General features: G+C 70.7%; 21 protein-coding genes. 11 read left to right on the plus strand and 10 right to left on the minus strand.

The features are described from left to right. Positions 1-3 precede the first annotated feature (3 nt). From EPO52_RS10325 to EPO52_RS10340, 4 genes are read left to right on the plus strand one after another with little or no spacing between them, the layout of a single operon-like run. A complete protein-coding gene (locus EPO52_RS10325) occupies positions 4-855 on the plus strand; it encodes a fumarylacetoacetate hydrolase family protein (RefSeq protein WP_290805674.1) in 852 nt (283 codons plus the stop codon). Then, on the plus strand, positions 852-2,810 hold the full coding sequence (locus EPO52_RS10330) for an acetoacetate--CoA ligase (RefSeq protein ID WP_290805677.1): 1,959 nt from the start codon (positions 852-854) through the stop codon (positions 2,808-2,810). Before EPO52_RS10325 ends, EPO52_RS10330 begins: the two co-directional genes overlap by 4 nt. Next, entirely contained in the window at positions 2,807-4,390 is a 1,584-nt protein-coding gene (locus tag EPO52_RS10335; protein WP_290805680.1) for a bifunctional 3-(3-hydroxy-phenyl)propionate/3-hydroxycinnamic acid hydroxylase, read from the plus strand. Before EPO52_RS10330 ends, EPO52_RS10335 begins: the two co-directional genes overlap by 4 nt. Then, on the plus strand, positions 4,387-5,610 hold the full coding sequence (locus tag EPO52_RS10340) for an acetyl-CoA C-acetyltransferase (RefSeq protein ID WP_290805683.1): 1,224 nt from the start codon (positions 4,387-4,389) through the stop codon (positions 5,608-5,610). Before EPO52_RS10335 ends, EPO52_RS10340 begins: the two co-directional genes overlap by 4 nt. Here the strand turns inward: EPO52_RS10340 and EPO52_RS10345 are convergent. From EPO52_RS10345 to EPO52_RS10360, 4 genes are read right to left on the minus strand one after another with little or no spacing between them, the layout of a single operon-like run. Beyond that, the gene (locus EPO52_RS10345; protein WP_290806188.1) at positions 5,603-7,117 is read right to left on the minus strand and encodes a long-chain fatty acid--CoA ligase; all 1,515 of its coding nucleotides are present in this window, start codon (positions 7,115-7,117) and stop codon (positions 5,603-5,605) included. The two genes, EPO52_RS10340 and EPO52_RS10345, sit on opposite strands and share 8 nt — an antisense overlap. A 19-nt stretch (positions 7,118-7,136) precedes the next feature. Next, complete coding sequence (locus EPO52_RS10350) at positions 7,137-7,589, minus strand: MaoC family dehydratase (RefSeq protein ID WP_290805685.1); 453 nt, start codon at positions 7,587-7,589, stop codon at positions 7,137-7,139. Positions 7,590-7,632: 43 nt separating this feature from the next. Next, positions 7,633-8,517 carry an amidohydrolase family protein gene (locus tag EPO52_RS10355; protein WP_290805687.1) on the minus strand — a complete coding sequence of 295 codons (885 nt, stop codon included), beginning with the start codon at positions 8,515-8,517 and terminating at the stop codon, positions 7,633-7,635. A gap of 10 nt (positions 8,518-8,527) precedes the next feature. After that, the gene (locus EPO52_RS10360) at positions 8,528-9,445 is read right to left on the minus strand and encodes an SDR family NAD(P)-dependent oxidoreductase (RefSeq protein ID WP_290805691.1); all 918 of its coding nucleotides are present in this window, start codon (positions 9,443-9,445) and stop codon (positions 8,528-8,530) included. Between the two features lie 110 nt (positions 9,446-9,555). On the opposite strand from EPO52_RS10360, the gene EPO52_RS10365 reads away from it, so the two are divergent. Continuing rightward, complete coding sequence (locus EPO52_RS10365; RefSeq protein WP_290805693.1) at positions 9,556-10,020, plus strand: MarR family transcriptional regulator; 465 nt, start codon at positions 9,556-9,558, stop codon at positions 10,018-10,020. A 73-nt stretch (positions 10,021-10,093) separates the two neighbouring features. Then, the gene (locus EPO52_RS10370; RefSeq protein ID WP_363339963.1) at positions 10,094-10,507 is read left to right on the plus strand and encodes a PPOX class F420-dependent oxidoreductase; all 414 of its coding nucleotides are present in this window, start codon (positions 10,094-10,096) and stop codon (positions 10,505-10,507) included. Here EPO52_RS10370 and EPO52_RS10375 read toward each other — a convergent pair. Continuing rightward, positions 10,504-10,971 (minus strand): Lrp/AsnC family transcriptional regulator, encoded by a 468-nt coding sequence (locus EPO52_RS10375; protein ID WP_290805695.1) that lies wholly within the window; start codon positions 10,969-10,971, stop codon positions 10,504-10,506. The two genes, EPO52_RS10370 and EPO52_RS10375, sit on opposite strands and share 4 nt — an antisense overlap. Positions 10,972-11,070: 99 nt before the next feature. Between EPO52_RS10375 and hisC the strand changes: the two genes are divergently transcribed. Both hisC and EPO52_RS10385 read left to right on the plus strand, forming a co-directional pair. Further along, positions 11,071-12,231 (plus strand): histidinol-phosphate transaminase, encoded by a 1,161-nt coding sequence (gene hisC / locus EPO52_RS10380; RefSeq protein WP_290805698.1) that lies wholly within the window; start codon positions 11,071-11,073, stop codon positions 12,229-12,231. Positions 12,232-12,293: 62 nt separating this feature from the next. Next, entirely contained in the window at positions 12,294-12,911 is a 618-nt protein-coding gene (locus tag EPO52_RS10385) for a YitT family protein (RefSeq protein ID WP_290805701.1), read from the plus strand. 10 nt (positions 12,912-12,921) lie between these two features. On the opposite strand, the gene EPO52_RS10390 is transcribed toward EPO52_RS10385, so the two are convergent. From EPO52_RS10390 to EPO52_RS10410, 5 genes are all read right to left on the minus strand, one after another. Beyond that, on the minus strand, positions 12,922-13,479 hold the full coding sequence (locus EPO52_RS10390; protein WP_290805704.1) for a hypothetical protein: 558 nt from the start codon (positions 13,477-13,479) through the stop codon (positions 12,922-12,924). 83 nt (positions 13,480-13,562) lie between these two features. Continuing rightward, a complete protein-coding gene (locus EPO52_RS10395; protein ID WP_290805706.1) occupies positions 13,563-14,201 on the minus strand; it encodes a response regulator transcription factor in 639 nt (212 codons plus the stop codon). Then, positions 14,198-15,307 carry a histidine kinase gene (locus tag EPO52_RS10400; RefSeq protein WP_290805709.1) on the minus strand — a complete coding sequence of 370 codons (1,110 nt, stop codon included), beginning with the start codon at positions 15,305-15,307 and terminating at the stop codon, positions 14,198-14,200. The genes EPO52_RS10395 and EPO52_RS10400 overlap by 4 nt, the downstream gene beginning before the upstream one ends. 53 nt (positions 15,308-15,360) lie before the next feature. Continuing rightward, the gene (locus EPO52_RS10405) at positions 15,361-16,176 is read right to left on the minus strand and encodes an ABC transporter permease (protein ID WP_290805711.1); all 816 of its coding nucleotides are present in this window, start codon (positions 16,174-16,176) and stop codon (positions 15,361-15,363) included. Continuing rightward, complete coding sequence (locus EPO52_RS10410) at positions 16,173-17,108, minus strand: ABC transporter ATP-binding protein (RefSeq protein ID WP_290805713.1); 936 nt, start codon at positions 17,106-17,108, stop codon at positions 16,173-16,175. The genes EPO52_RS10405 and EPO52_RS10410 overlap by 4 nt, the downstream gene beginning before the upstream one ends. A 93-nt stretch (positions 17,109-17,201) precedes the next feature. On the opposite strand from EPO52_RS10410, the gene EPO52_RS10415 reads away from it, so the two are divergent. From EPO52_RS10415 to EPO52_RS10425, 3 genes are all read left to right on the plus strand, one after another. Beyond that, a complete protein-coding gene (locus tag EPO52_RS10415; protein WP_290805716.1) occupies positions 17,202-17,879 on the plus strand; it encodes a metal-dependent transcriptional regulator in 678 nt (225 codons plus the stop codon). A gap of 94 nt (positions 17,880-17,973) precedes the next feature. Then, complete coding sequence (locus EPO52_RS10420) at positions 17,974-18,702, plus strand: SDR family oxidoreductase (RefSeq protein WP_290805719.1); 729 nt, start codon at positions 17,974-17,976, stop codon at positions 18,700-18,702. A 44-nt stretch (positions 18,703-18,746) separates the two neighbouring features. Then, positions 18,747-20,141 carry an Nramp family divalent metal transporter gene (locus EPO52_RS10425; RefSeq protein WP_290805722.1) on the plus strand — a complete coding sequence of 465 codons (1,395 nt, stop codon included), beginning with the start codon at positions 18,747-18,749 and terminating at the stop codon, positions 20,139-20,141. Positions 20,142-20,146 lie beyond the last annotated feature (5 nt).

Raw genomic sequence — 20,146 nt, forward strand, 5'->3', positions numbered from 1 at the left:
GCCATGCGCATCGCCAACCTGCGGGGGCGCGCCGCCCTCGTCGTCGAGTCCGGCGCGATCGACATCGAATCCGCGTCCGCGGGGGCCTTCGGCCCCGATCCCATGGACGTCTACGAGCGCTGGGCCGAGTTCCTGGCCTGGGCCGAGGCGGCGGTGCTTCCGGACGCCCTGCCGTACGAGCCGTCCGACCTCGGGGTGCCGGTGCCCCGGCCCCCGCAGGTGCTCGCGATCGGTGTCAACTACAAAGACCACGCCGCCGAGGCCGGCATCCCCGACCCTGACGAGTTGATCGTGTTCACGAAGTTCGTGTCGAGTCTGGGTGCCCCGAACGCGACGGTCGAACTGCCGAGCGACGACGTCGACTACGAGACCGAGATCGTGGTCGTGATCGGTGCGGGCGGCCATCGGATCTCGCGCGAGGATGCCTGGTCGCACGTCGCCGGCATCGCCGTGGGACAGGACTACTCCGAGCGCACCGTGCAGCGCCGACCGCCCGTGCCCCAGTTCTCGCTGGGCAAGTCCTTTCCGAACTTCGGCCCCTTCGGCCCCTTCGTGGTGACCCCCGATGAGCTGCCCGACCGCGACTCGATCCGCTTCGGAGCGGTGCTGGAGCGGCCGGGCGAGCCCCTCCTGACGCTCCAGACCGGCGACACGGCGCAGTTCTTCTTCCCCATCGACGAAGCGATACACCGGCTCTCGCAGATCGTCACCCTGCTGCCCGGAGACATCGTGTTCACCGGCACGCCGGCGGGTGTGGGGCTGTCGCGCGGCATCCTGATGCGCCCGGGTTACCGACTCACCAGCACCCTCGACGGATTCGGCTCGTTCACGAACGAGTTCGTCGCCGCGTCATGATCCGCACGGCCGAGGCGCCGGCGGTCACCTGGGCCCCGACCGAGGCCGGCATCCGAGCGACCGCCCTCTGGTCGCTCCGCGAACTCGCTCGGGAGCGCTTCGGTGTGTACCCGCGCGACTATGCCGAGTTCTGGCGTTGGTCGGTCGATGAGCCGGGCGACTTCTGGGACGTCGTCAGAGAGCACGCCGGCATCGTGGGCGACGGCCTGGTGGGGCCGGCACTCACCGAGACGCGCCTCCCGGGAGCGGTCTGGTACCCGCGTGCGCGACTCAACTACACCGAGAACGTGCTCCGGCACGCGGATGCCCGGCCCGGCGAGGTGGCCATCGTCGGTCTCGACGAGGCCGATGGGAGGGTCGAATGGACCTGGGCGGATCTGCGCGATCGGGTCGCCCGCCTCGCCGCACGCCTCACGGCCCGGGGGATCGGGGAGGGCGACGTGGTCGGCGCGGTGCTCCCGAACGTGCCGGAGACCATCGCGGCCATGCTCGCTACGGCATCGATCGGTGCCATCTGGTCGGTGTGCTCGCCCGACTTCGCCGAAACCGCGATCGTCGACCGCCTCCGCCCGCTCGAGCCCGCGGTGCTGCTCGGGTACCCGGGTTACACCTTCAAGACCCGGCCGGTCGACTCGCGTCCGCTCGTCGAGGCGGTCGCCGCAGCGTTGCCGTCGGTGCACGCGGTGGAGTACGTCGACGACCTCGATGCACTCCCGCCGGCGGCGCCCGTCTATCGCCGTGTGCCGTTCGATCACCCCCTGTGGGTGCTGTTCTCCTCGGGAACCACCGGCGCGCCCAAAGGCATCGTGCACGGGCACGGCGGAATCCTGCTCGAGGCCGCGAAGGGCATCGGCCTGCAGTTCGACCTCGGGGCCGGCGACCGCTATTTCACAGCGGCGAACACCTCCTGGATGGTGTGGAACACGCTGCCGAACACGCTCAGCGTCGGGGCATCCGTCGTGACGTTCCCGGGCGCATCCATGTGGCCGGAGGCCGACCGGCAGTTCGAGCTGGTGGCGGCGACGGGCACGACCATGCTGGCCACGGGAGCCGCCTACCTCGCTCTCGTCGAACGGTCGGGGTTGCGGCCGCGCGACCGCTTCGATCTGTCGGCCCTGCACACCATCATGTCCACGGGTTCGGTGCTGTCTCCGTCGACCTGGTCGTGGGTGCACGATGCGGTCAAGCCCGACGTGCATCTGACGAGCGACTCCGGTGGTACGGACATCTGCGGCGGCTTCATGGGCGGCAACCCCTGGCAGCCCGTGCATCTCGGCGAGTTGCAGGGCCCGACGCTCGGAACACCGCTGCAGGTGCGCACGGACGACGGGGCGGAAGCCGCCGACGACGAGGTGGGCGAGCTGGTGCTCACGGGTCCGATGCCGTCGATGCCCGTGATGTTCTGGAACGATCCCGGCGGCGAGAAGTACCGATCGGCCTATTTCGGTGCCGACCCGTCGGTGTGGACCCATGGCGACTGGATCAGCCGCACACCGCGGGGAGGGCTCGTCGTGCACGGGCGCTCGGACGCCACCCTCAACCGCGACGGCGTGCGGCTCGGCAGCGCCGAGATCTACGCCGCCCTGCTCCTCGTGCCGGAGGTGCGCAACGGAGTCGTTCTCGGCCTCGAACTCCCGGGCGGGCGGTACTGGATGCCGCTGTTCATCGAACTCGTCGACGACGCGGTACTCGACGATGAGCTCGCCCAGCGGATCCGGTCGACCATCCGTTCGCGGGCGACGGCGCGGCACGTGCCCGACGCGATCGAGGTGGTTCCTGCGGTGCCCGTCACCCACGCGGGCAAGCGGATCGAGGTGCCCTTGAAGAAGCTGTTCCTCGGACACGAGCTCGGCGCAGCGGTGAACACGGGATCCCTGCAGAATCCGGACTCGGTGACCTGGTTCGCCGATCGCGCTCGCGCGTTCCGACGCGCAGAGGGGCTGGGCGAGAAATGACCGACCTCCAGACCGACGTGCTCGTGGTGGGTCAGGGGCCGGTCGGGCAGATCGTGTCGCTCTACCTGGCCCAGCGCGGACACCGGGTGCTCGCCGTCGAGCGTCACGCCGCACCGTACTCGCTGCCCCGCGCCGTGCACTACGACCCCGACGTGAACCGCATCCTGGCGGGTCTCGGCCTCGACGCCGCCCGGCAGAGCGAGTTCAGCCAGCCGGCGACGAGCTACGACTGGCTCTCGGCCGGCCGCGAGCTGCTGCTGACGTTTCCCGCGCCCCTCGACGGTGACCAGGGCTGGCCCGACTCCACGATGTTCAGCCAGCCCGAGCTCGAGGCCGCGCTGCGCATCGAGCAGGAGCGCGTGCCGGGGCTCGAGGTGCGGTGGGGCAGTGAGCTGATCGGGTTCGCGCAGGATCCGGATGGTGTGACCGCCGAGATCGCCGGCCCGGGCGGCGAGCGCTCGACCGTGCGTGCGGGCTTCCTGGTGGGCTGCGACGGCGCGAACTCGGATGTCGCCGGCCTCGCCGGATTCGAGGTCACCGATCTCGGCTTCAGCTCCGACTGGCTCGTGTTCGACCTCACGATGCCGCCGCGGGAGTGGATTCCGGAGAACGGCCAGATCTGCGATCCGGCCCGACCGACCTCGGTGGTCTCGGGTGGCCCGGGGCGTCGTCGCTTCGAGTTCATGATCATGCCGGGCGAAGATGCGTCCACCATGGCCACGCCCGAGAACGCCTGGCGGCTGGTGGAGCCCTGGGGGGTGTCTCAGAACGAGGCGGAGCTCGAGCGGCTCGCGGTGTACACCTTCCGCGCACGCTGGGCGACACGCTGGACCGAGGGGAGAGTGAGCATCGCCGGTGACGCCGCGCACCAGATGCCCCCGTTCTTCGGACGGGGCATGGTGTCGGGCGTGCGCGACGCGATGAACCTCTCCTGGAAGCTCGACCACGTGCTCCGTGGAGTCGCCCCGCTCGCATTGCTCGACACCTACGGCAGCGAGCGGATCGGGCACGTGCAGCACGCCATCGGCATGTCCGTCGAACTGGGCCGGATGATCTGCGAGACCGATCCGGTGAAGGTGGCGGCCCGGGATTCCCACTTCCTCACCGTGGGGCCGTATCCGCAGGATGCGATGCCTCCGATGCCGCCGGAACTCCTCGGCCCGGGATTCTTCCGCGGAGTCCCCGGTGTCGACCCCGTGGCCGGGCGGATCGGCGTGCAGGGACGGCTGCGCGGGTTCGACGGCGCAGAGACCTCGGCCGACCGGCTCAGCTGGGGCGGCTTCATCGCCTTCCTCGACGGCCGGCGGGTATCTGCGGATGAGGCGCAGCGCATCCGGGCCGCCAAGCCCGCCACGATCGACTGCCCCGTGATCGAGGTGCTGCCGGTCGACGAGCCGCCCCGCAATCGACACAGTGGCGCCGACCTCGACGGCCGGTACCTCGGGGTCTTCGATGTCACCGGGGCCATCGCCCTCGTGTATCGCCCCGACCTCCACGGCTTCGGATCGGCCTCGACCGTCGACGACGCCGTCACCCTCCTCGCCTCCCTCGACCCCGCCACCCTTCTGGAGCTGACATGACCCCATCGCTGAGAGACGACGATGCCGTCATCGTCTCGATCGCCAGAACGCCGATCGCCCGCGCCCGCAAGGGCGGACTCGTCGAGGTGCGCGGCGACGAGCTCGCACGACAGGTGTTCGCGGCGGTCATCGACCGTGTGCCCGGCCTCGATGTCGGCGACGTCGACGACCTGATGCTGGGTACCGCGGCACCTGAGGGCGAGCAGGGGTTCAACATGGCCCGCGTCGTCTCCACGTTGCTCGGCTACGACAGCCTGCCGGGCACCACGGTCAACCGGTTCTGCGCATCATCGATCCAGACCACCCGGATGGCCTTCCACGCGATCAGGGCGGGCGAAGGAGATGCCTTCCTGGTGGGCGGAACCGAGTCGACGTCGCACGCGGCCCCTCCGGTGGGCGCGGGCAACCCCGCCTTCGCGGATGCGGCCCGGCGGACGGAGACGGCGATGGCCTCGGATGGCTCGTGGAGCGACCCGAGGGATGGTGGCGAGCTGCCCGACGCGTACATCCAGATGGGCTTCACGGCCGAATACGTCGCCCGTCTCTCGGGGGTGACCCGCGCGGAGCAGGACGAGTTCGCGGCGCGCTCGCAGAGGCTCGCGGCCGAGGCGCAGACGAGCGGCTACCTCGCTCGCGAGATCGTGCCGGTGACCCGGCCCGATGGCAGCATCTTCGACGCGGACGACTCCCTGCGACCGGGAACCACCGTCACGGGCCTGGCCGAGCTGCAGCCGGTGTTCTCTCCCGCCGGGAGCGTCACCGCGGGGAACGCCTGCCCGCTCAACGACGGCGCATCCGGGGCCCTCGTGGTCTCCGGCCGGTATGCGAGGGCGCACGGGCTGCGTCCGCTCGCCCGGATCGTCTCCACGGCGGTGTCGGGCATCTCTCCCGAGATCATGGGACTCGGGCCGGTCGAGTCGTCGCGGCGGGCTCTGGCGCGGGCGGGACTCGGCGTCGCCGACCTCGACCTGATCGAGATCAACGAGGCCTTCGCCGTTCAGGTCGTCGCCTCGGCCCGCGCGCTCGACATCGACATCGACCGTCAGCTCAACACCCACGGCGGCGCGATCGCCCTGGGGCACCCGTTCGGGGCCACCGGAACCCGGCTCATCGGCACTCTGGTCAACGGCTTGGCCACCGACGACAAGACGCTCGGAATGGCCACCCTCTGCGTGGGAGGGGGCCAGGGCATGGCCATCGTCATCGAGCGGCTCAGCTGAGCGGCGAGGCCGGCGCGCCGTAGCGGATGCGCAGCTCCGCCGTGCGCACCTTCCCCGAGGCCGTGCGCGGCAGTTCGTCGACCACCACCACCCGCTTCGGGATCTTGTAGCGGGCGACCCGGCCGTCGAGATGGGCCCGCACGACCTCGGTGTCGACATCGGCGTCGTCGGCGACCGTCACCACAGCCAGCGGCACTTCGCCCCAGCGGTCGTCCGGCACGCCGATCACCGCGGCGGCCGTGATGCCGGGGATCCCGCTCAGGGCGTTCTCGATCTCGGCGGGGTAGATGTTCTCGCCGCCGGAGATGATCAGGTCCTTGAGCCGGCCGGAGAGGAAGAGGAAGCCGTCGGCGTCGAGGTGGCCCAGATCACCGGTGCGGAACCATCCGTCATCGGTGAACGCCGCCCTGGAGGAATCGGGCAGGCCGAGGTAACCGGGGAACACGTTGGGCCCCGCGATCTCGATCTCACCCACTGCCCCGGGGGTCGCGGCGGTGCCTCCGCCGTCGGTGATCCGCACCCGGGTGAAGAAGTGCGGCACGCCCACACTGCCCTGCTTGTCGAGCGTGCGACCGGCCGGGAGCGCGGTGACGCCGGGCGCCGCCTCGGTCATGCCGTACCCCTGTGAGAACGACAGGCCACGGTTCTCGAAGGCCCTGAGGATGCGCGTCGGAACCGCCGAGCCGCCGCAGGTCAGTTTCGTGAGGCTGGAGAGGTCGGTGGCCGCCCATGCCGGGTCATCGGCCATCAGCTGGAAGGTGGTGGGCACACCGCTGAGCATGGTCACACCGTGCCGCTCGATCAGCTGGAGCGCCCGCGCGGCGTCGAACCGCTTCTCGAGCACCAGCGTTCCGCCCTTGAGGAGAATCGGCAGCGCGCCCATCCCCAGCGCCGCGACATGGAACAGCGGTGAGATCATCAGCGCGACATCCGTCGACACGAGGTCGTAGTCGACGATGCTGTTGATCGACGCCCAGGTGAGGTTGCCGTGGGTGAGCACGGCTCCCTTCGCCCGGCCGGTGGTTCCCGAGGTGTAGACGATCGCCACGGGGTCGTCGAGGCCGGTGCCGGCGATCGCGCCGCTCGGCACCGGAGATCCACCGGTCGCTCCCGCGCCGGTCTCGACGACGAGGGGGATGCCGAGGGCCGACACCAGGGGTGCGAGCCGCTCGGCGAACTCCGGATCGTGGATGAGGGCGCGGGCGCGGGAGTCGCCGAGCACGTGCAGCATCTCGGGCGGTGCCAGCCGGGTGTTGACCGGCACGAACACCGCGCCGAGCCGCGCGCAGGCGAACAGGCTCACGAGGAACTCGGGGCTGTTCTCGCCCAGATAGGCGACCCGATCACCCGGGCGGATGCCGCCTTCCTCCAGCAGCGTCGTGAGCCGGTCGCCGTCGTCGGCGAGTTCCCGGTAGCTCACCCGACGGCCGTCGTCGACGATGAGAGCCGTCTTCTCGGGAGACGTGACGCGTCGGCTCTGCAGCCAGGAGCCGAGTCCGTCGTGCATCGTCGTCACCGCCCCGGCCTCAGGCGTAGAAGCGGTAGAGCCCCCGCGCGACCACGGCGGGCTTCGAGCCGCCCTCGACCTCGATCACCTGGTCGACCGTGAACTGGTAGCCCCCCGGCACCTCGGCGACCTCGGCGATCACGGCGTTCATCCGCACGCGGGCACCGACCTTCACCGGTGAGACGAAGCGCACCTTGTCGAGGCCGTAGTTGACCTTCGTGCCCACGCCGGTGACATCGAACAGCTCCGACCAGAAGGTGACGGTGAGCGACAACGACAGGAAGCCGTGGGCGATTGCCCCGCCGAACGGGCCGCTCGCGGCGCGCTCGGGATCGACGTGGATCCACTGGTGGTCGTCGGTGGCGTCGGCGAAGAGGTTCACGCGGTTCTGCGTGACCTCGAGCCACTCGGTCCAGCCGAGGTCGGTGCCGGCGAGTCCGGCGGCATCGGCGTAGTCGACGATGGTGGTCATGGGTGGGGTCCTTTCGTGGGTGGATCGAGGGTGCGGATGGCCGTCAGGAGACGAGTCCGAGCAGCCGGGCGGCGTTTCCTCGCAGGATGCCGGGCATCACCTCGGGCTTCAGCGTCGTGGTCTCCGCGTCGCGCAGCCAGCGCTCGGGAGTGAGCAGGGGGAAGTCGGTACCGAACAGCACCCGCGTCTTCAGGTACGAGTTCGCGGCGCGCACGAGCGATTCCGGGAAGTACTTCGGGCTCCATCCGGAGAGATCGATCCAGGTGTTCGGCTTGTGCGTCGCCACCGACAGCGCCTCGTCCTGCCAGGGCACCGACGGATGCGCCATCACGATCTGCAGCTCGGGGAAGTCGGCGGCCACGGGGTCGAGGAGCATCGGGTTCGACAGCCCCAGCTTGAGACCCCGGCCGCCGGGGAGACCGGCGCCGATGCCGGTCTGCCCGGTGTGGAACAAGGCGGGCACCCCCGCATCCGCGATGGCCGCGTACAGGGGGTACCAGCGCTGCTCGCCCGGATCGAAGCTCTGCAGGGTCGGATGGAACTTGAAGCCGCGCACACCCGATTCCTCGACGAGCCGTCGCACCCGGTCGATCGCGTCGGCCCGATGCGGGTCGACCGAGCCGAACGGGATGAGCACGTCGGCGTGACGCGCAGCGCCCTCGGCGATCTCGGCGCTCGAGAGGGCAGGGTGCCCGAGTGCGGTCTCGGCATCCACGCTGAAGACCACGGCCGCCATGGAGCGTTCGCGGTAGTGCTCCGCGATCGAGTCGAGGTCGGGGTTCGGGCCGGTCGTGCTGAAGTAGGCGGCGGCGCCCGCGGCCAGGTCGTCGGGCAGCGAGCCGTGGCCGTGGCCATCGGTCTCGATGTGCACGTGCACATCGATCGCGGTGAGGGCCGCGACGTCGATGCGGGATTCGTAGCGGCTCATCGAGCGACCGTCACCGTCGCAGGTCGTCGGGCAGCGGAGGGAACGACTCACCGACCGACTGCAGCGAACCTCCGGCGACCTCGGCGAACTGCTCGTCGAGCGCCTCGACCGTCCAGCCCCCGGCGTGGTAGGCGCTGAGCACGGGTTCCGGATGCGACCACACCTGCAGGCGGTCACCGCCGACCCCGATGGCCTGGCCCGTGACGCCGGCGGCCTCGTCCGAGGCGAGGTAGGCGATGGTGCCCGCGACATCGCCGGCCGTGCCGAAACCGAGGTCGTGGCGGAAGAAGGCCGGCATCGGCTCGCCGGCCGCATCCGCCTCCACCGCCGCGGCGAAGTACGGCACGGTCGCGGTCATCGCGGTGGCGGCCACCGGGATCACGAGGTTGGCCGTGATGTTCGAGCGGCCGAGCTCGATCGCCCAGGTGCGCACCATCCCGGCGATGCCCGCCTTCGCCGCCGCGTAGTTGGTCTGACCGAAGGTGCCGCGCTGCCCGGTGGGGGAGCCGATGCAGATGATGCGGCCGCCCTCGCCCTGCTCCCGCATGCGGATCACCGCCTCGCGCACGCAGGTGAAGGTGCCGCGCAGGTGCACGCCGATCACCGTGTCGAAATCGTCGTCGCTCATCTTCCAGAGCACGGTGTCGCGCAAGACGCCGCCGTTCGTGACGAGGATGTCGACGCGGCCGAACGATTCGACCGCGGCCCGCACGAGCTCCTGGGCCGTGGCGGTGGGGCCGACAGCGGCGACCACTGCGACCGCCCGTCCCCCGCTGGCTTCGATCGACGCGACCGCCTCGGCCGCGGTCTCGGTGTCGACGTCGTTGATCACGACAGCGGCTCCCTGCCGGGCGAGCTCCTGGGCGTAGGCGAGGCCGAGCCCCCGGCCCGAACCCGTGACGATGGCGACTTTGCCGTGCAGTGGCATCCGCGTGCTCCTCAGATCGGGCGTCCGTCGTGGACGCATACTCATGACAACATAAATAATTGTGGAAATCAATAATTAAAACCGAGCATCGAAATCGTTACGATGGGGGCATGACGGAGACTCCGAAGCAGACGGTTCCGGTCGAGCGGCTGCGCCACGGCGATCTCGGTGACGATCTGAGCTTCTTGCTCGCGCGCGCGAATGCGCTGTCGGTGTCGGCGGCGAACACGGCGCTCGCCGCCTTCGACCTCAAGGTGCGGTCCTACTCCGTGCTCGCGCTCGTCGTGGGCGACGAACGGCCGTCGCAGCGGGAGCTGGCCGAGTTCCTGCGCCTCGACCCGAGCCAGGTCGTCGCGCTCGTCGACGATCTCGAGCGTCGCGGTCTCGCGACCCGGCTGCCCGATGAGAGCGATCGCCGGGCGAAGGTGATCGTGGGCACGACCGCCGGGCGGGAGCTGTTCGCCGTGGCCCGACGGGCCACGCAGCGCGCCGAGCTCGAGGTGCACTCCGCACTGTCGGCGAAAGAGCGCGAGCTGCTCGCCGACACACTCCGGCGGATCGCCTACCCTCGCTGAGACGCGAGCGATTCCTTCCCGTTCGACGGAGGGTCTCCCACCCGGCGGGAATTCCGCCGTACGGTGGGTGATCGTGACAGACCCTTCATCCCTCCTCTCGCCCGCCGGCCTCGCCTTCGTGACCGAGCGCCATCTCGCGACCCTGTCGACCCTCCGCGCGGACGGCTCGCCGCATGTCGTGCCCGTCGGCTTCACCTTCGAGCCGACGCCCGGCGGCGGCACCGTTCGCATCATCACGAACGGGCCGAGCCAGAAGGTGCTGAACGTGCGGCGCGACGGCCGGGCCAGCGTGAGCCAGCTCGAAGGGCCGACGTGGCTGACCCTCGAGGGTGCGGCGCGCATCCTCGACGACCCGGAGTCGGTGCAGGATGCGGTCGAGCGCTACGCCGCCCGCTACCGCCGGCCCCAGCCGAATCCGCTCCGCGTGGTGATCGCCATCGACGTGACGAGGGTGATGGGCTCGGCGGCGTTCCGCGCGAGCGCCTAGCCCGCCGCCTCCTCCAGCAGGCTGCGCACGCGGTGCGGCATCGCCTCCACGAGCGACAGGGCCGTGTTCGTGCGCACCACTCCCTCCACCGCGAGCATGCGGCCGGTGAGCCGGCGCAGGTCCTGCGGGTCGCGCGCGACGACCTTCACGAGCAGATCGGCATCGCCGGTGGTGGCGTGCATCTCCACGATCTCCGGGATCTCGGCCAGCTTCTCCACCGACGGGTCGTTCTCCGTCTGGCTGATCGCGATCCACACGAACGCCACGAGCGGATAGCCGAGAGCCGAGGGGGCGACTCGCTTGCTGAACGAGCCGAGGGCGCCGTTCTCGGTCATCCGCCGCAGTCGGGCGTGCACCGTGTTGCGGGAGATGCCGAGCGAGTGGGCGAGGGCGAGCACCGTGGCATCCGGGTCGGCGTCGAGGGCGAGGAGGATGCGGGCATCCAGCTGGTCGAGGAGACTCATGCTGATCACTCTGCCACCGATTCCCGTCAATTCGTGCAATCTGCACAGTCGATCTCACTTCGATTGCGCGCATGCCCGACCGCTTCGCAGAATGGCACCATGACGCTGCTTCCCCTCGACCGCGAACTCCTGACGGATGCTTCGGGGCCCGCCGATCTCCCCCGGCCCCGGTCGACCGTGCGCGAGCTGCCCGCCTATGTGGCCGGCCGGCGCGCCGACTGCGCCGCCGTCGCCGCGCTGGCCTCGAACGAGAGCCACTTCCCGCCCCTGCCCTCCGTGCTCGAGGTCGTGGCCCACTCCGCCGCGACGCTCAACCGCTACCCCGACAACGGCGCCCTCGAGCTGCGCGAGAGCATCGCCGGCCACCTCGGCGTCGACCCCGTCGAGGTGGCCGTCGGGCCGGGGAGCACCGGGGTGCTGCAGCAGATCATCACCGCCGTCTGCGACGCGGGCGACGAAGTGGTGTTCGCCTGGCGGTCGTTCGAGGCCTACCCGATCCTCACCCGCCTCGCCGGCGCGGTGCCGGTCATGGTGCCGCTCGACGCGCAGGAGGGCCACGACCTCGCCGCGATGGCCGCGGCCATCACCGACCGCACCCGGCTCGTGATCGTGTGCACCCCCAACAACCCCACCGGCGTCTCGCTCGGCCAGGCCGCACTCGAGAGCTTCCTCGCCGAGGTGCCCTCGCGCGTGCTCGTCGTGATCGACGAGGCCTACATCGAGTACGCCCGTCCGGCGACGGAGGCTGCGGCCGATCCGGCGACGGATGCCGCTGTGGCCGACTCGGTCGCGCTCTACCGCGCGCATCCGAATGTCTGCGTGCTGCGCACCTTCTCGAAGGCCTACGGTCTCGCCGGCCTGCGCGTCGGCTACGCCGTCGCCGCCCCCGCGATCGCCGACGGACTGCGCCGCACCGGCATGCCCTTCGCCGTGAGCGCGATCGCCCAGCGCGCCGCCATCGCCTCGCTCGAACCCGTCGCCGCCACCGAGATCGCGGCCCGCGTCGGGGCTGTCACCGCCGAGCGCGAGCGGATGATCGGCGAACTCCGCCTTCAGGGCTGGGTCACCCCCGACAGCCTCGCCAATTTCGTCTGGCTCCGGATGCCCGACGACCGCCGCGAGCTCGTGGTCGACCTCCTCGCCCGCAACGACATCCTCGTGCGCGCCTACGCCGGCGCCGGCGTGCGCATCTCGATCGCCGACCGCGCCTCGAACGATCGCGTGCTCGCGGTGCTCGCATCCGTCGCCCCCGCCCTATGACCACCGCAAAGGCTCCGCGAGCCGTCACTTCTCGCCCGAAGACACCGCGGGAAGGGCCACTAGTGACGGGTCGCGAGGAGGCGAACCCTCTTGCTCACTCACCCGTGGAGGACGTGCTCGGGATCGCCACGGGCACCGTCGTGGCCTCCATCGGGTTGTTCCTGCTCAAGTCGGCGGGTGCCGTCACCGGCGGCACCGCCGGGCTCGCGCTCCTGCTCAGCTACGTGGTGCCGATTCCGTTCGGCGTGATCTTCCTCGCCGTGAACCTCCCGTTCTTCGCCCTCGCGGCGTGGAAGAAGGGCTGGAATTTCACGCTCCGCACGGCCGCGAGTGTCGCCCTCGTCTCGGTGCTCTCGCTGATCAACCCGCTCGCCGTCGTGATCGACCACCTCGACCCCGTCTGGGCCGTGCTCGCCGGCAACCTTCTCGCGGGAATGGGCCTGCTCGTGCTGTTCCGGCACAAGGCGAGTCTCGGCGGGTTCAACATCCTCGCCCTCCTCCTCCAGGAGAAGTTCGGCTGGCGCGCGGGCTACGTGCAGATGGCGCTCGACGTCACCCTCGTCCTCTGCGCCTTCGCGGTGGTGCCGCCCCTGACCGTGCTGCTGTCGGCGGCCGGCGCGGTGGTGCTGAACCTCGTGCTCGCCCTCAACCACCGGCCGGGGCGCTACGCGGGGGTGTGACCCCGATCGTTCAAGCGGGCCGGCGTGCCCTCGGAAGACGGCCGGTTCGCCCGGGCACGACGAACGCCGCGACCGGGAGCTCGTCGTAGGCGGGCGGGCGGCGGAACATCGTCATGGTCCCGTAGAGCTCCGAGTACGGGGTCCACTCCTGCACGACGGTGTGCCGGGCCAGCCCCGGATGCCTCCCCAGAGGCCCGAGCACGAGGGTGCGTCGGCGGCCGCGCCGATGCAGAAGCGTCGCGCCGTCACTGATCACGGCGGCGGCCATGACCCCCAGGTGGTTCGAGGGGTCGAGCCCACCGGTGGTGTCGCTGGAGGGGATGCCGAAGCAGTTCACCTCGGCGGCCTCGCCGAACCGCACCACCGGAACGTCGTCGTCGCTCACGTGCACCGTGAACGGCAGGGCTGTCGGGCGAAGCGGTGTCACCGAGACGAGAGCGGGAGAGCCGACCCGACCGGGGCAATGCCGGTCGTCGGTCGATGCGAGCTCTTCGTAGACGACGTCGGCGTGACCCGCGAGCTCGTCCGCGAGATAGCCGGCCCACCACTTGACCCTGTCCGTGCGCACCTCGTCATGCCCCCCTGCGAACGATCGTGCCACCGATTCGCGGGTGCCGCACGGGATCCGGCGGGGGAGGAGGGCCTCGGACCCTAGAGCCAGCCGTTGTTCTCCGCGATGCGGGCCGCGTCGGCCCGGTTGCGGCCGGCGGTTTTGCCGATGGCGTTCGAGAGGTGATTGCGCACCGTGCCCTCGGAGAGGTGAAGGATGCGCGCGATGTCGGCGATCGACCCCCCGGTGCGTGCGGCCTCCAGCACGTCGGTCTCCCGCTCGGTGAGAGGCGAGTCGCCGTGCGCCAGCGACTCGGCGGCCAGTGTCGGATCGACCACGCGCAGGCCCTGATGCACTCGGCGGACGGCATCCGCGAGCTGGGCCGCCGGGGTGTCTTTCACGATGAATCCGGAGGCACCCGCTTGCATCGCCCGGCGGAGGTAGCCGGGCCGCCCGAAGGTGGTCACGATGATCACCCGGCAGCCCGGGAGCGCCGTGCGCAGGTTCGCGGCCGCCGCGATGCCGTCGATGCCGGGCATCTCGATGTCGAGCAGCGCCACGTCGGCGCGGGCGCTGGTCGCCGCGTGCTGCACCTCGTCGCCGCGGCCCACTTCGGCCACGACGTCGATGTCGGGTTCGAGGCCGAGCAGCGCGGAGAGAGCTCCGCGCACGAGGGCCTGGTCGTCGGCGATGAGCAGGCGGATGGGCGGGCGGCCCGCGGCCGATCCGGTGCCGCTCACAGCATCACCTTGAGGCTGAAGCCGCCCAGATCGCTCCGGCCGATGCTCATCCGGGCGCCCGAGCCCTCGACCCGCTCGCGCAGGCCGGCAAGACCGGTCGAGCTCGTGGCCGCGGTCGAGGGCCCGATGCCGTCGTCGGCCACCTCGACCTCGCGGGCACGGAAGACCACCCGGCACCGCGTCGCTCCCGAGTGACGCACGACATTGGTCACCCCTTCGCGCACCACCCAGCCGGCGAGTTCGCGGCGGTCTGCCGGCACGACATCGGTCGACGACGGGAGGTCGGCGGTGATCCCCGCCGCATCGAGTGCCGAGCGGGCGGCGGCGAGCTCGCCGCTCACGTTGACGCCGCGGAAGCCGGCGGCGGTCGCGCGCACGTCGGCCAGAGCGCCGCGCGCGAGCTCCTCCACCTCGCCGATCTCGGTTCGCGCCCGGGCCGGATCCACATCGAGCAGCCGGCCGGCCAGCTCGGCCTTGACGGTGATGACCGTGAGCGAGTGGCCCAGGATGTCGTGCAGATCGCGCCCCAGACGGTTGCGTTCACGCTCGACCGCGAGTGCTTCGAGTTGCGCCTGCGTGTTGCGCAGCTGCGTCATCGCGGTGGTCGTGCGGCCGAACGCGGCCATCATGAGCGAGATCGACACGATGACCGCGGGCAGCCACAGGATGTCCTCGGTCCAGCCCCAGGTGACGCCACCGGAGATCAGGGCGACGGCCCCGAGCCCGATGACGGCCGAGAAGGTCACGCCCCAGCTGAGGACGCACATCCCGACGAGCACGCCCACGTACGTCCAGGTCGCGGTGACGTTCCAGCCGACCCAGGGGAAGAAGCAGAAGGAGAGGGCGAGCAGGGCGGCGGGCACCAGCATCCGGAATCGCCGTGGCGTCGACCAGGCCACGGGCGCTCCCACCAGGAACGCCAGGCCGAAGACGACGACGAGCGCGATCCCGACGACGGCCGAGGCGGTCGACTCCGACCGGTCGACGACCTGCTGCCCGATGATCGCCAGCCAGATCAGCGAGATGGCCGCGCCACCGTACCAGCGCACGGCGGGCGGTGCGAGAAGCACTCCGGATGCCGTCGGCCGACTGGATGCAGTGCCCATGCCGATCACTCTAGGCCGCGTGCCCGCCGCCGCGGTCGCCGCCGCCCGCACGGTCACACCCGCTGCGTGTCGCGACGGAACGCCCAGACCGTGCCGGCCACGAAGAGTGCGAGCCAGCCGACCGCGTTGACGACCCACAGCAGGTCGAGGGTGTCGCCGGTGAGCGGTGCGCGGGCGATCTGGCTGATGCCGTACACGGGGGTGAACGCCGCGATCGACTGCATGAAGTCGGGCATGGTGCTCACGGGGTAGAACAGTCCACCGATGAAGGCGAGCAGCACGATGGCGAGGCTCGTGATCTGGGCGGCGTTCTCACCGGGAACCAGGTAGCCGACCATCAGACCGAGCGCCGTGAAGACGGCTCCCGCGAGGATCCAGCCGCTCAGCCCGGTGCCGATCCACTGCACGGCGGAGAGCTGCACGCCGCTCAGTGCCCCCGCCGCGAAGGTGGCCAGAACGGCGAAGAGCCCGAGCAGCAGGCCGGCGATCATCTTGATGATCACGTTGACGAGCGGGTTCAGGGGGGTCAGGCGCAGCTGCCGGCTCCAGCCCTGTGCCCGCTCGACGCCGACGGCGGCGCCCGTCTGGGTGGCCGACATCATCGCGCCGTACATCGCCATCGACACCATGATGTACGCGGCCACCGACGGGCCGCCCTGGGCGATCGGCGTCGCGGTGAGCGGGGTGTCGACCTGAGGCACCCCGATGATCACGTACAGCGCGATCGGGAAGATGATCGTGAAGATCAGGGTGCGCCGGTTGCGCAGTTTGCGCAGCAGCTCGATGCGCAGATAGGTGAGGTTGAAGCCGCCGAAGGGCGGCACGCGGCGGTCGAGGGTGACGCGATCGGCTGGGGGCGCGGTGGTCATGACAGGGCTCCTTCGGAGGCGGAGGCGGAGGTGGAGGTGAGCGCCAGGAAGACGCTCTCGAGGTTCTGGGCGGCGATCTCGATGTCGTGCGCGGCCGTCTGGGTGAGGAGGAAGCGGGCCACCGCATCCGAGTCCCGCGTGTGCACGGCGATGCGGTCGCCCTTGGCCTCGACGTCGTCGACGCCCGGCAGTGCGGCGATCGCGACCGGGTCGGCCCCGGGCAGGGTGGCGTGCACGATGCGGCCCGAGACGAGGTTCTTGATCTTGGTGGTGGTTCCGTCGGCCACGATGCGGCCGCGGGCCATCAGCACGATGCGGTCGGCGTACTCGTCGGCCTCCTCGAGGTAGTGCGTGGCGAACAGCACCGTGCGGCCCCGGGCCGCGTCGGCGCGGATGGCGTTCCAGAACGATCGGCGCCCCTCCACATCCATGCCGGTCGTCGGCTCGTCGAGGATGAGCAGCCCCGGATCGGAGAGCAGCGCCATGGCGAAGCGCAGCCGCTGCTGCTGCCCACCGGAGCAGACGCCGACGCGCCGGTCGGCGATCTCGGTGATGCCGGCGCGCTGCAGCACCTCCGCCACCGGGCGGGTGTCGGCGAACAGGCTGGCGGTGAGGTCGAGGGTCTCGCGTACGGTGATGTCCTTGAGCAGGCCGCCGGTCTGCAGCACCGCCGAGACCAAGCCGTGGGAGATCGCGGCGCGCGGCGACTCGCCGAACACCTGGACGGTCCCGGCGTCGGGGCTGGTGAGGCCGAGGAGCATGTCGATCGTGCTGGTCTTGCCGGCGCCGTTCGGGCCGAGGAAGGCGACGATCTCGCCTTGGCGGATGTGGAGGTCGATGCCGTCGACGGCGCGCACGCCGCCGAACGACTTGGCCAGTCCGGTCGCGGCCACGGCGACGGCGTCCTCGCGGGAGGGGGTGAAGGTGTCCATGCACCCAGCGTGCCCGCCCGGGGGAGCGGATGCGGTGCACGGCCGTCACGATCCGGTCGTGACATCCGTCACGATCGTTAGGCTGGACGCACCATGTCGATCTCCTCCTCAGCCGCCCGCTCCGCTGCGCAGGACATCGCCACCGAGAACTACCTCAAGACCGTCTACGCCCACACCGAATGGCAGACGGCGCCGATCTCGCCGTCGGTGCTCGCGGCGCGGCTCGGCGTCGCCCCCTCATCCGTCACCGAGATGGTGAAGAAGCTCGCCGCGGCGGGACTCATCACCCATGTGCCGTACGGGCCACTGACCCTCACCGAGGAGGGGCGGATGCGCGCCATGGGTGTGGTGCGCCGGCACCGCCTCATCGAGACCTGGCTCGTGCGCGAGATGGGCTACGAGTGGCACGAGGTGCACGACGAGGCGGAGGTGCTCGAGCACTCGATCAGCGAACGACTGCTCGATGCGATCGACGCGCGGCTGGGACATCCGGCGCAGGATCCGCACGGCGACCCCATCCCGGGTCGTGATGGCACGATCCCGAATCTCGACGCCGTGGTGCTGACGGAGGCGCGCCCTGGTCACGAGGGCCGCATCGTGCGCGTCAACGACCGCGACCCCGCATTGCTCCGCGCCTTCGCCGAGCACGGGGTGGGCCCCGGCACCGAGGTGCGGGTCATGGATGCGGGCATCCAGGTCGCGGCGGATGGCGTGCGGATTCCGATCTCCCCCGATGCGGCCGACGCCGTCTGGATCAGCCGCACCGACTGACGCCACCACCACCACCACCGGCCGGCTGCGACGCGGCCGGCCCACCACCACCACCGGCCGGCCGCCTCGGTCAGGCCTCACTGAGGAGGAACGCGTGACCACACTCGAGAACCGCACCGTGCTCGTGACGGGAGCCGCCGGCGGAATCGGCGGCGAGATCGTGCGTCAGCTCGTGGCCGCGGGGGCCGACGTGATCGCGGCGGATGCGACGCCCGAGTCGCTCGAGGCGATCACGGCTGCCACCGGCGCCCGCGCTCTCGCCTTCGACCTGCGCTCGGAGGAGGCGGTCAGGGCCGCCATCGAGGGCCTCGACCTCTACGGTGTGGTGAACTGCGCCGGCTGGGGTGGGCTCGTGCAGCCCACCACCGAGGCCGACATCGACATCTTCGACACGGTGATGAGCATCAACACCCGCGGCACCCTGCTCGTCACGAAGTACGCGACCCGCGAGATGATCCGGCTCGGCCGGGGCGGCGCGATCGTGAACATCTCGAGCCAGGCGGGACTCGTGGCACTGCTCGGGCACGTCTCCTACGGCGCTTCGAAGGCGGCCGTCGACAGCATCACCCGCGTCTCGGCGCTGGAACTCGGTCGGTACGGCATCCGGGTCAACGCGGTGAACCCCACCGTGGTGATGACGCCGATGTCGGCCTCGTACTGGGGTCAGCCCGAGATCGAGGAGCCGTTCCTCGCGGCCATGCCACTCGGCCGCTGGGCCACGGAGGCCGACATCGCGGCACCGGTCGTATTCCTGCTCGGCGACGGCGCCTCGATGATCACGGGCGTCTCCCTCCCGATCGACGGGGGCTACACGAGCGTCTGAGAAGCCTCGGGCTGTGCTAATTTTTAGGCATGCCTAAAAATGGGGTGGCAGTGCGGGACGGAGTCGACCGCATCGCCGTGCGGCCGCGGTGGTGGCACGGCATCGCGCTGTTCGGCCCCGCCTTCGTGGCGTCGATCGCCTACGTCGATCCCGGCAACGTGGCCGCGAACCTCACCTCGGGCGCCCAGTACGGTTACCTGCTCGTGTGGGTGCTGGTGCTCGCCAACGCGATGGCGATGCTCATCCAGTACCAGTCGGCCAAGCTCGGCGTGGTCACCGGCAAGACCTTGCCCGAGCACATCGGTGCGCGCACCCGGCCCTGGGGGCGCCGCGCCTTCTGGGTGCAGGCCGAACTCGTGGCCGCCGCCACCGACATCGCCGAGGTCATCGGCGGAGCCATCGCGCTGAACCTGCTGTTCGGGTTGCCGCTCGTGGTCGGCGGGCTCATCGTGGGGCTCGTGTCGATGGCCCTGCTGCTCATCCAGTCGAATCGCCGGCAGCGCAGCTTCGAGTTCGTGATCGGGGGGCTGCTCGCCGTGATCGCCTTCGGGTTCCTCGCCGGCATGTTCGTGTCGCACGTCGACTGGGCGGCCGCGGCCGGGGGTCTCGTGCCGCGCTTCGAGGGAACTCCGACGGTGCTGCTCGCCGCGAGCATGCTCGGCGCCACCGTGATGCCCCACGCCATCTACCTGCACTCGGCGCTCGCCCGCGATCGGCACCACGCCGAGTTCGCCGCCGAGGCCGAGAAGAGCGACTTCACCCATCACCCCGCACCCCGTGCGGTTCCGGATGCGGCCCCCTCCGCGATCGGTGAGACCCCCGCATCCCCAGCGCACACCTCCCTCGAGGCGGCGCGGGCGGCCGACACCCTCGACATCACGCCCGGGCGCCTCCGCACCCTCCTCCGCGTCACCCGCGCCGACGTGATCATCGCCCTCCTCCTCGCCGGCGCCGTGAACATCGCCATGCTGCTGCTCGCGGCCTCGAGCCTCCGCGGGGTCGACGGCACCGACACCATTCCCGGCGCCTACGACGCGATCACTGCCGCCCTCGGGCCCGTGATCGCCACGATCTTCGCCGTGGGGCTGCTCGCCTCCGGGCTCGCGTCGACGTCGGTGGGTGCCTATGCCGGCGCGGTGATCATGAAGGGCCTTCTGCGGGTGCGCATCCCGATCCTCGCTCGCCGCGTGGTGACGCTGGTGCCCGCACTCGTCGTTCTCGCGGTCGGCATCGACCCCACCTGGGCACTGGTGCTCAGCCAGGTTCTGCTGTCGATCGGCATTCCCTTCGCACTCGTGCCTCTCATCCGGCTCACCGGCGACCGGCAGCTCATGGGGGAGTTCGCCGACGGCACGCTCGTGCGCGTGGTGGCCTGGGCCGTGGTGGCCCTCATCGTGGCGCTCAACGTGGTGCTCATCGCCTTGACCATCACGGGGTAGCACGA

Source organism: Herbiconiux sp. (assembly GCF_004297105.1).
Lineage (GTDB): Bacteria > Actinomycetota > Actinomycetes > Actinomycetales > Microbacteriaceae > Herbiconiux.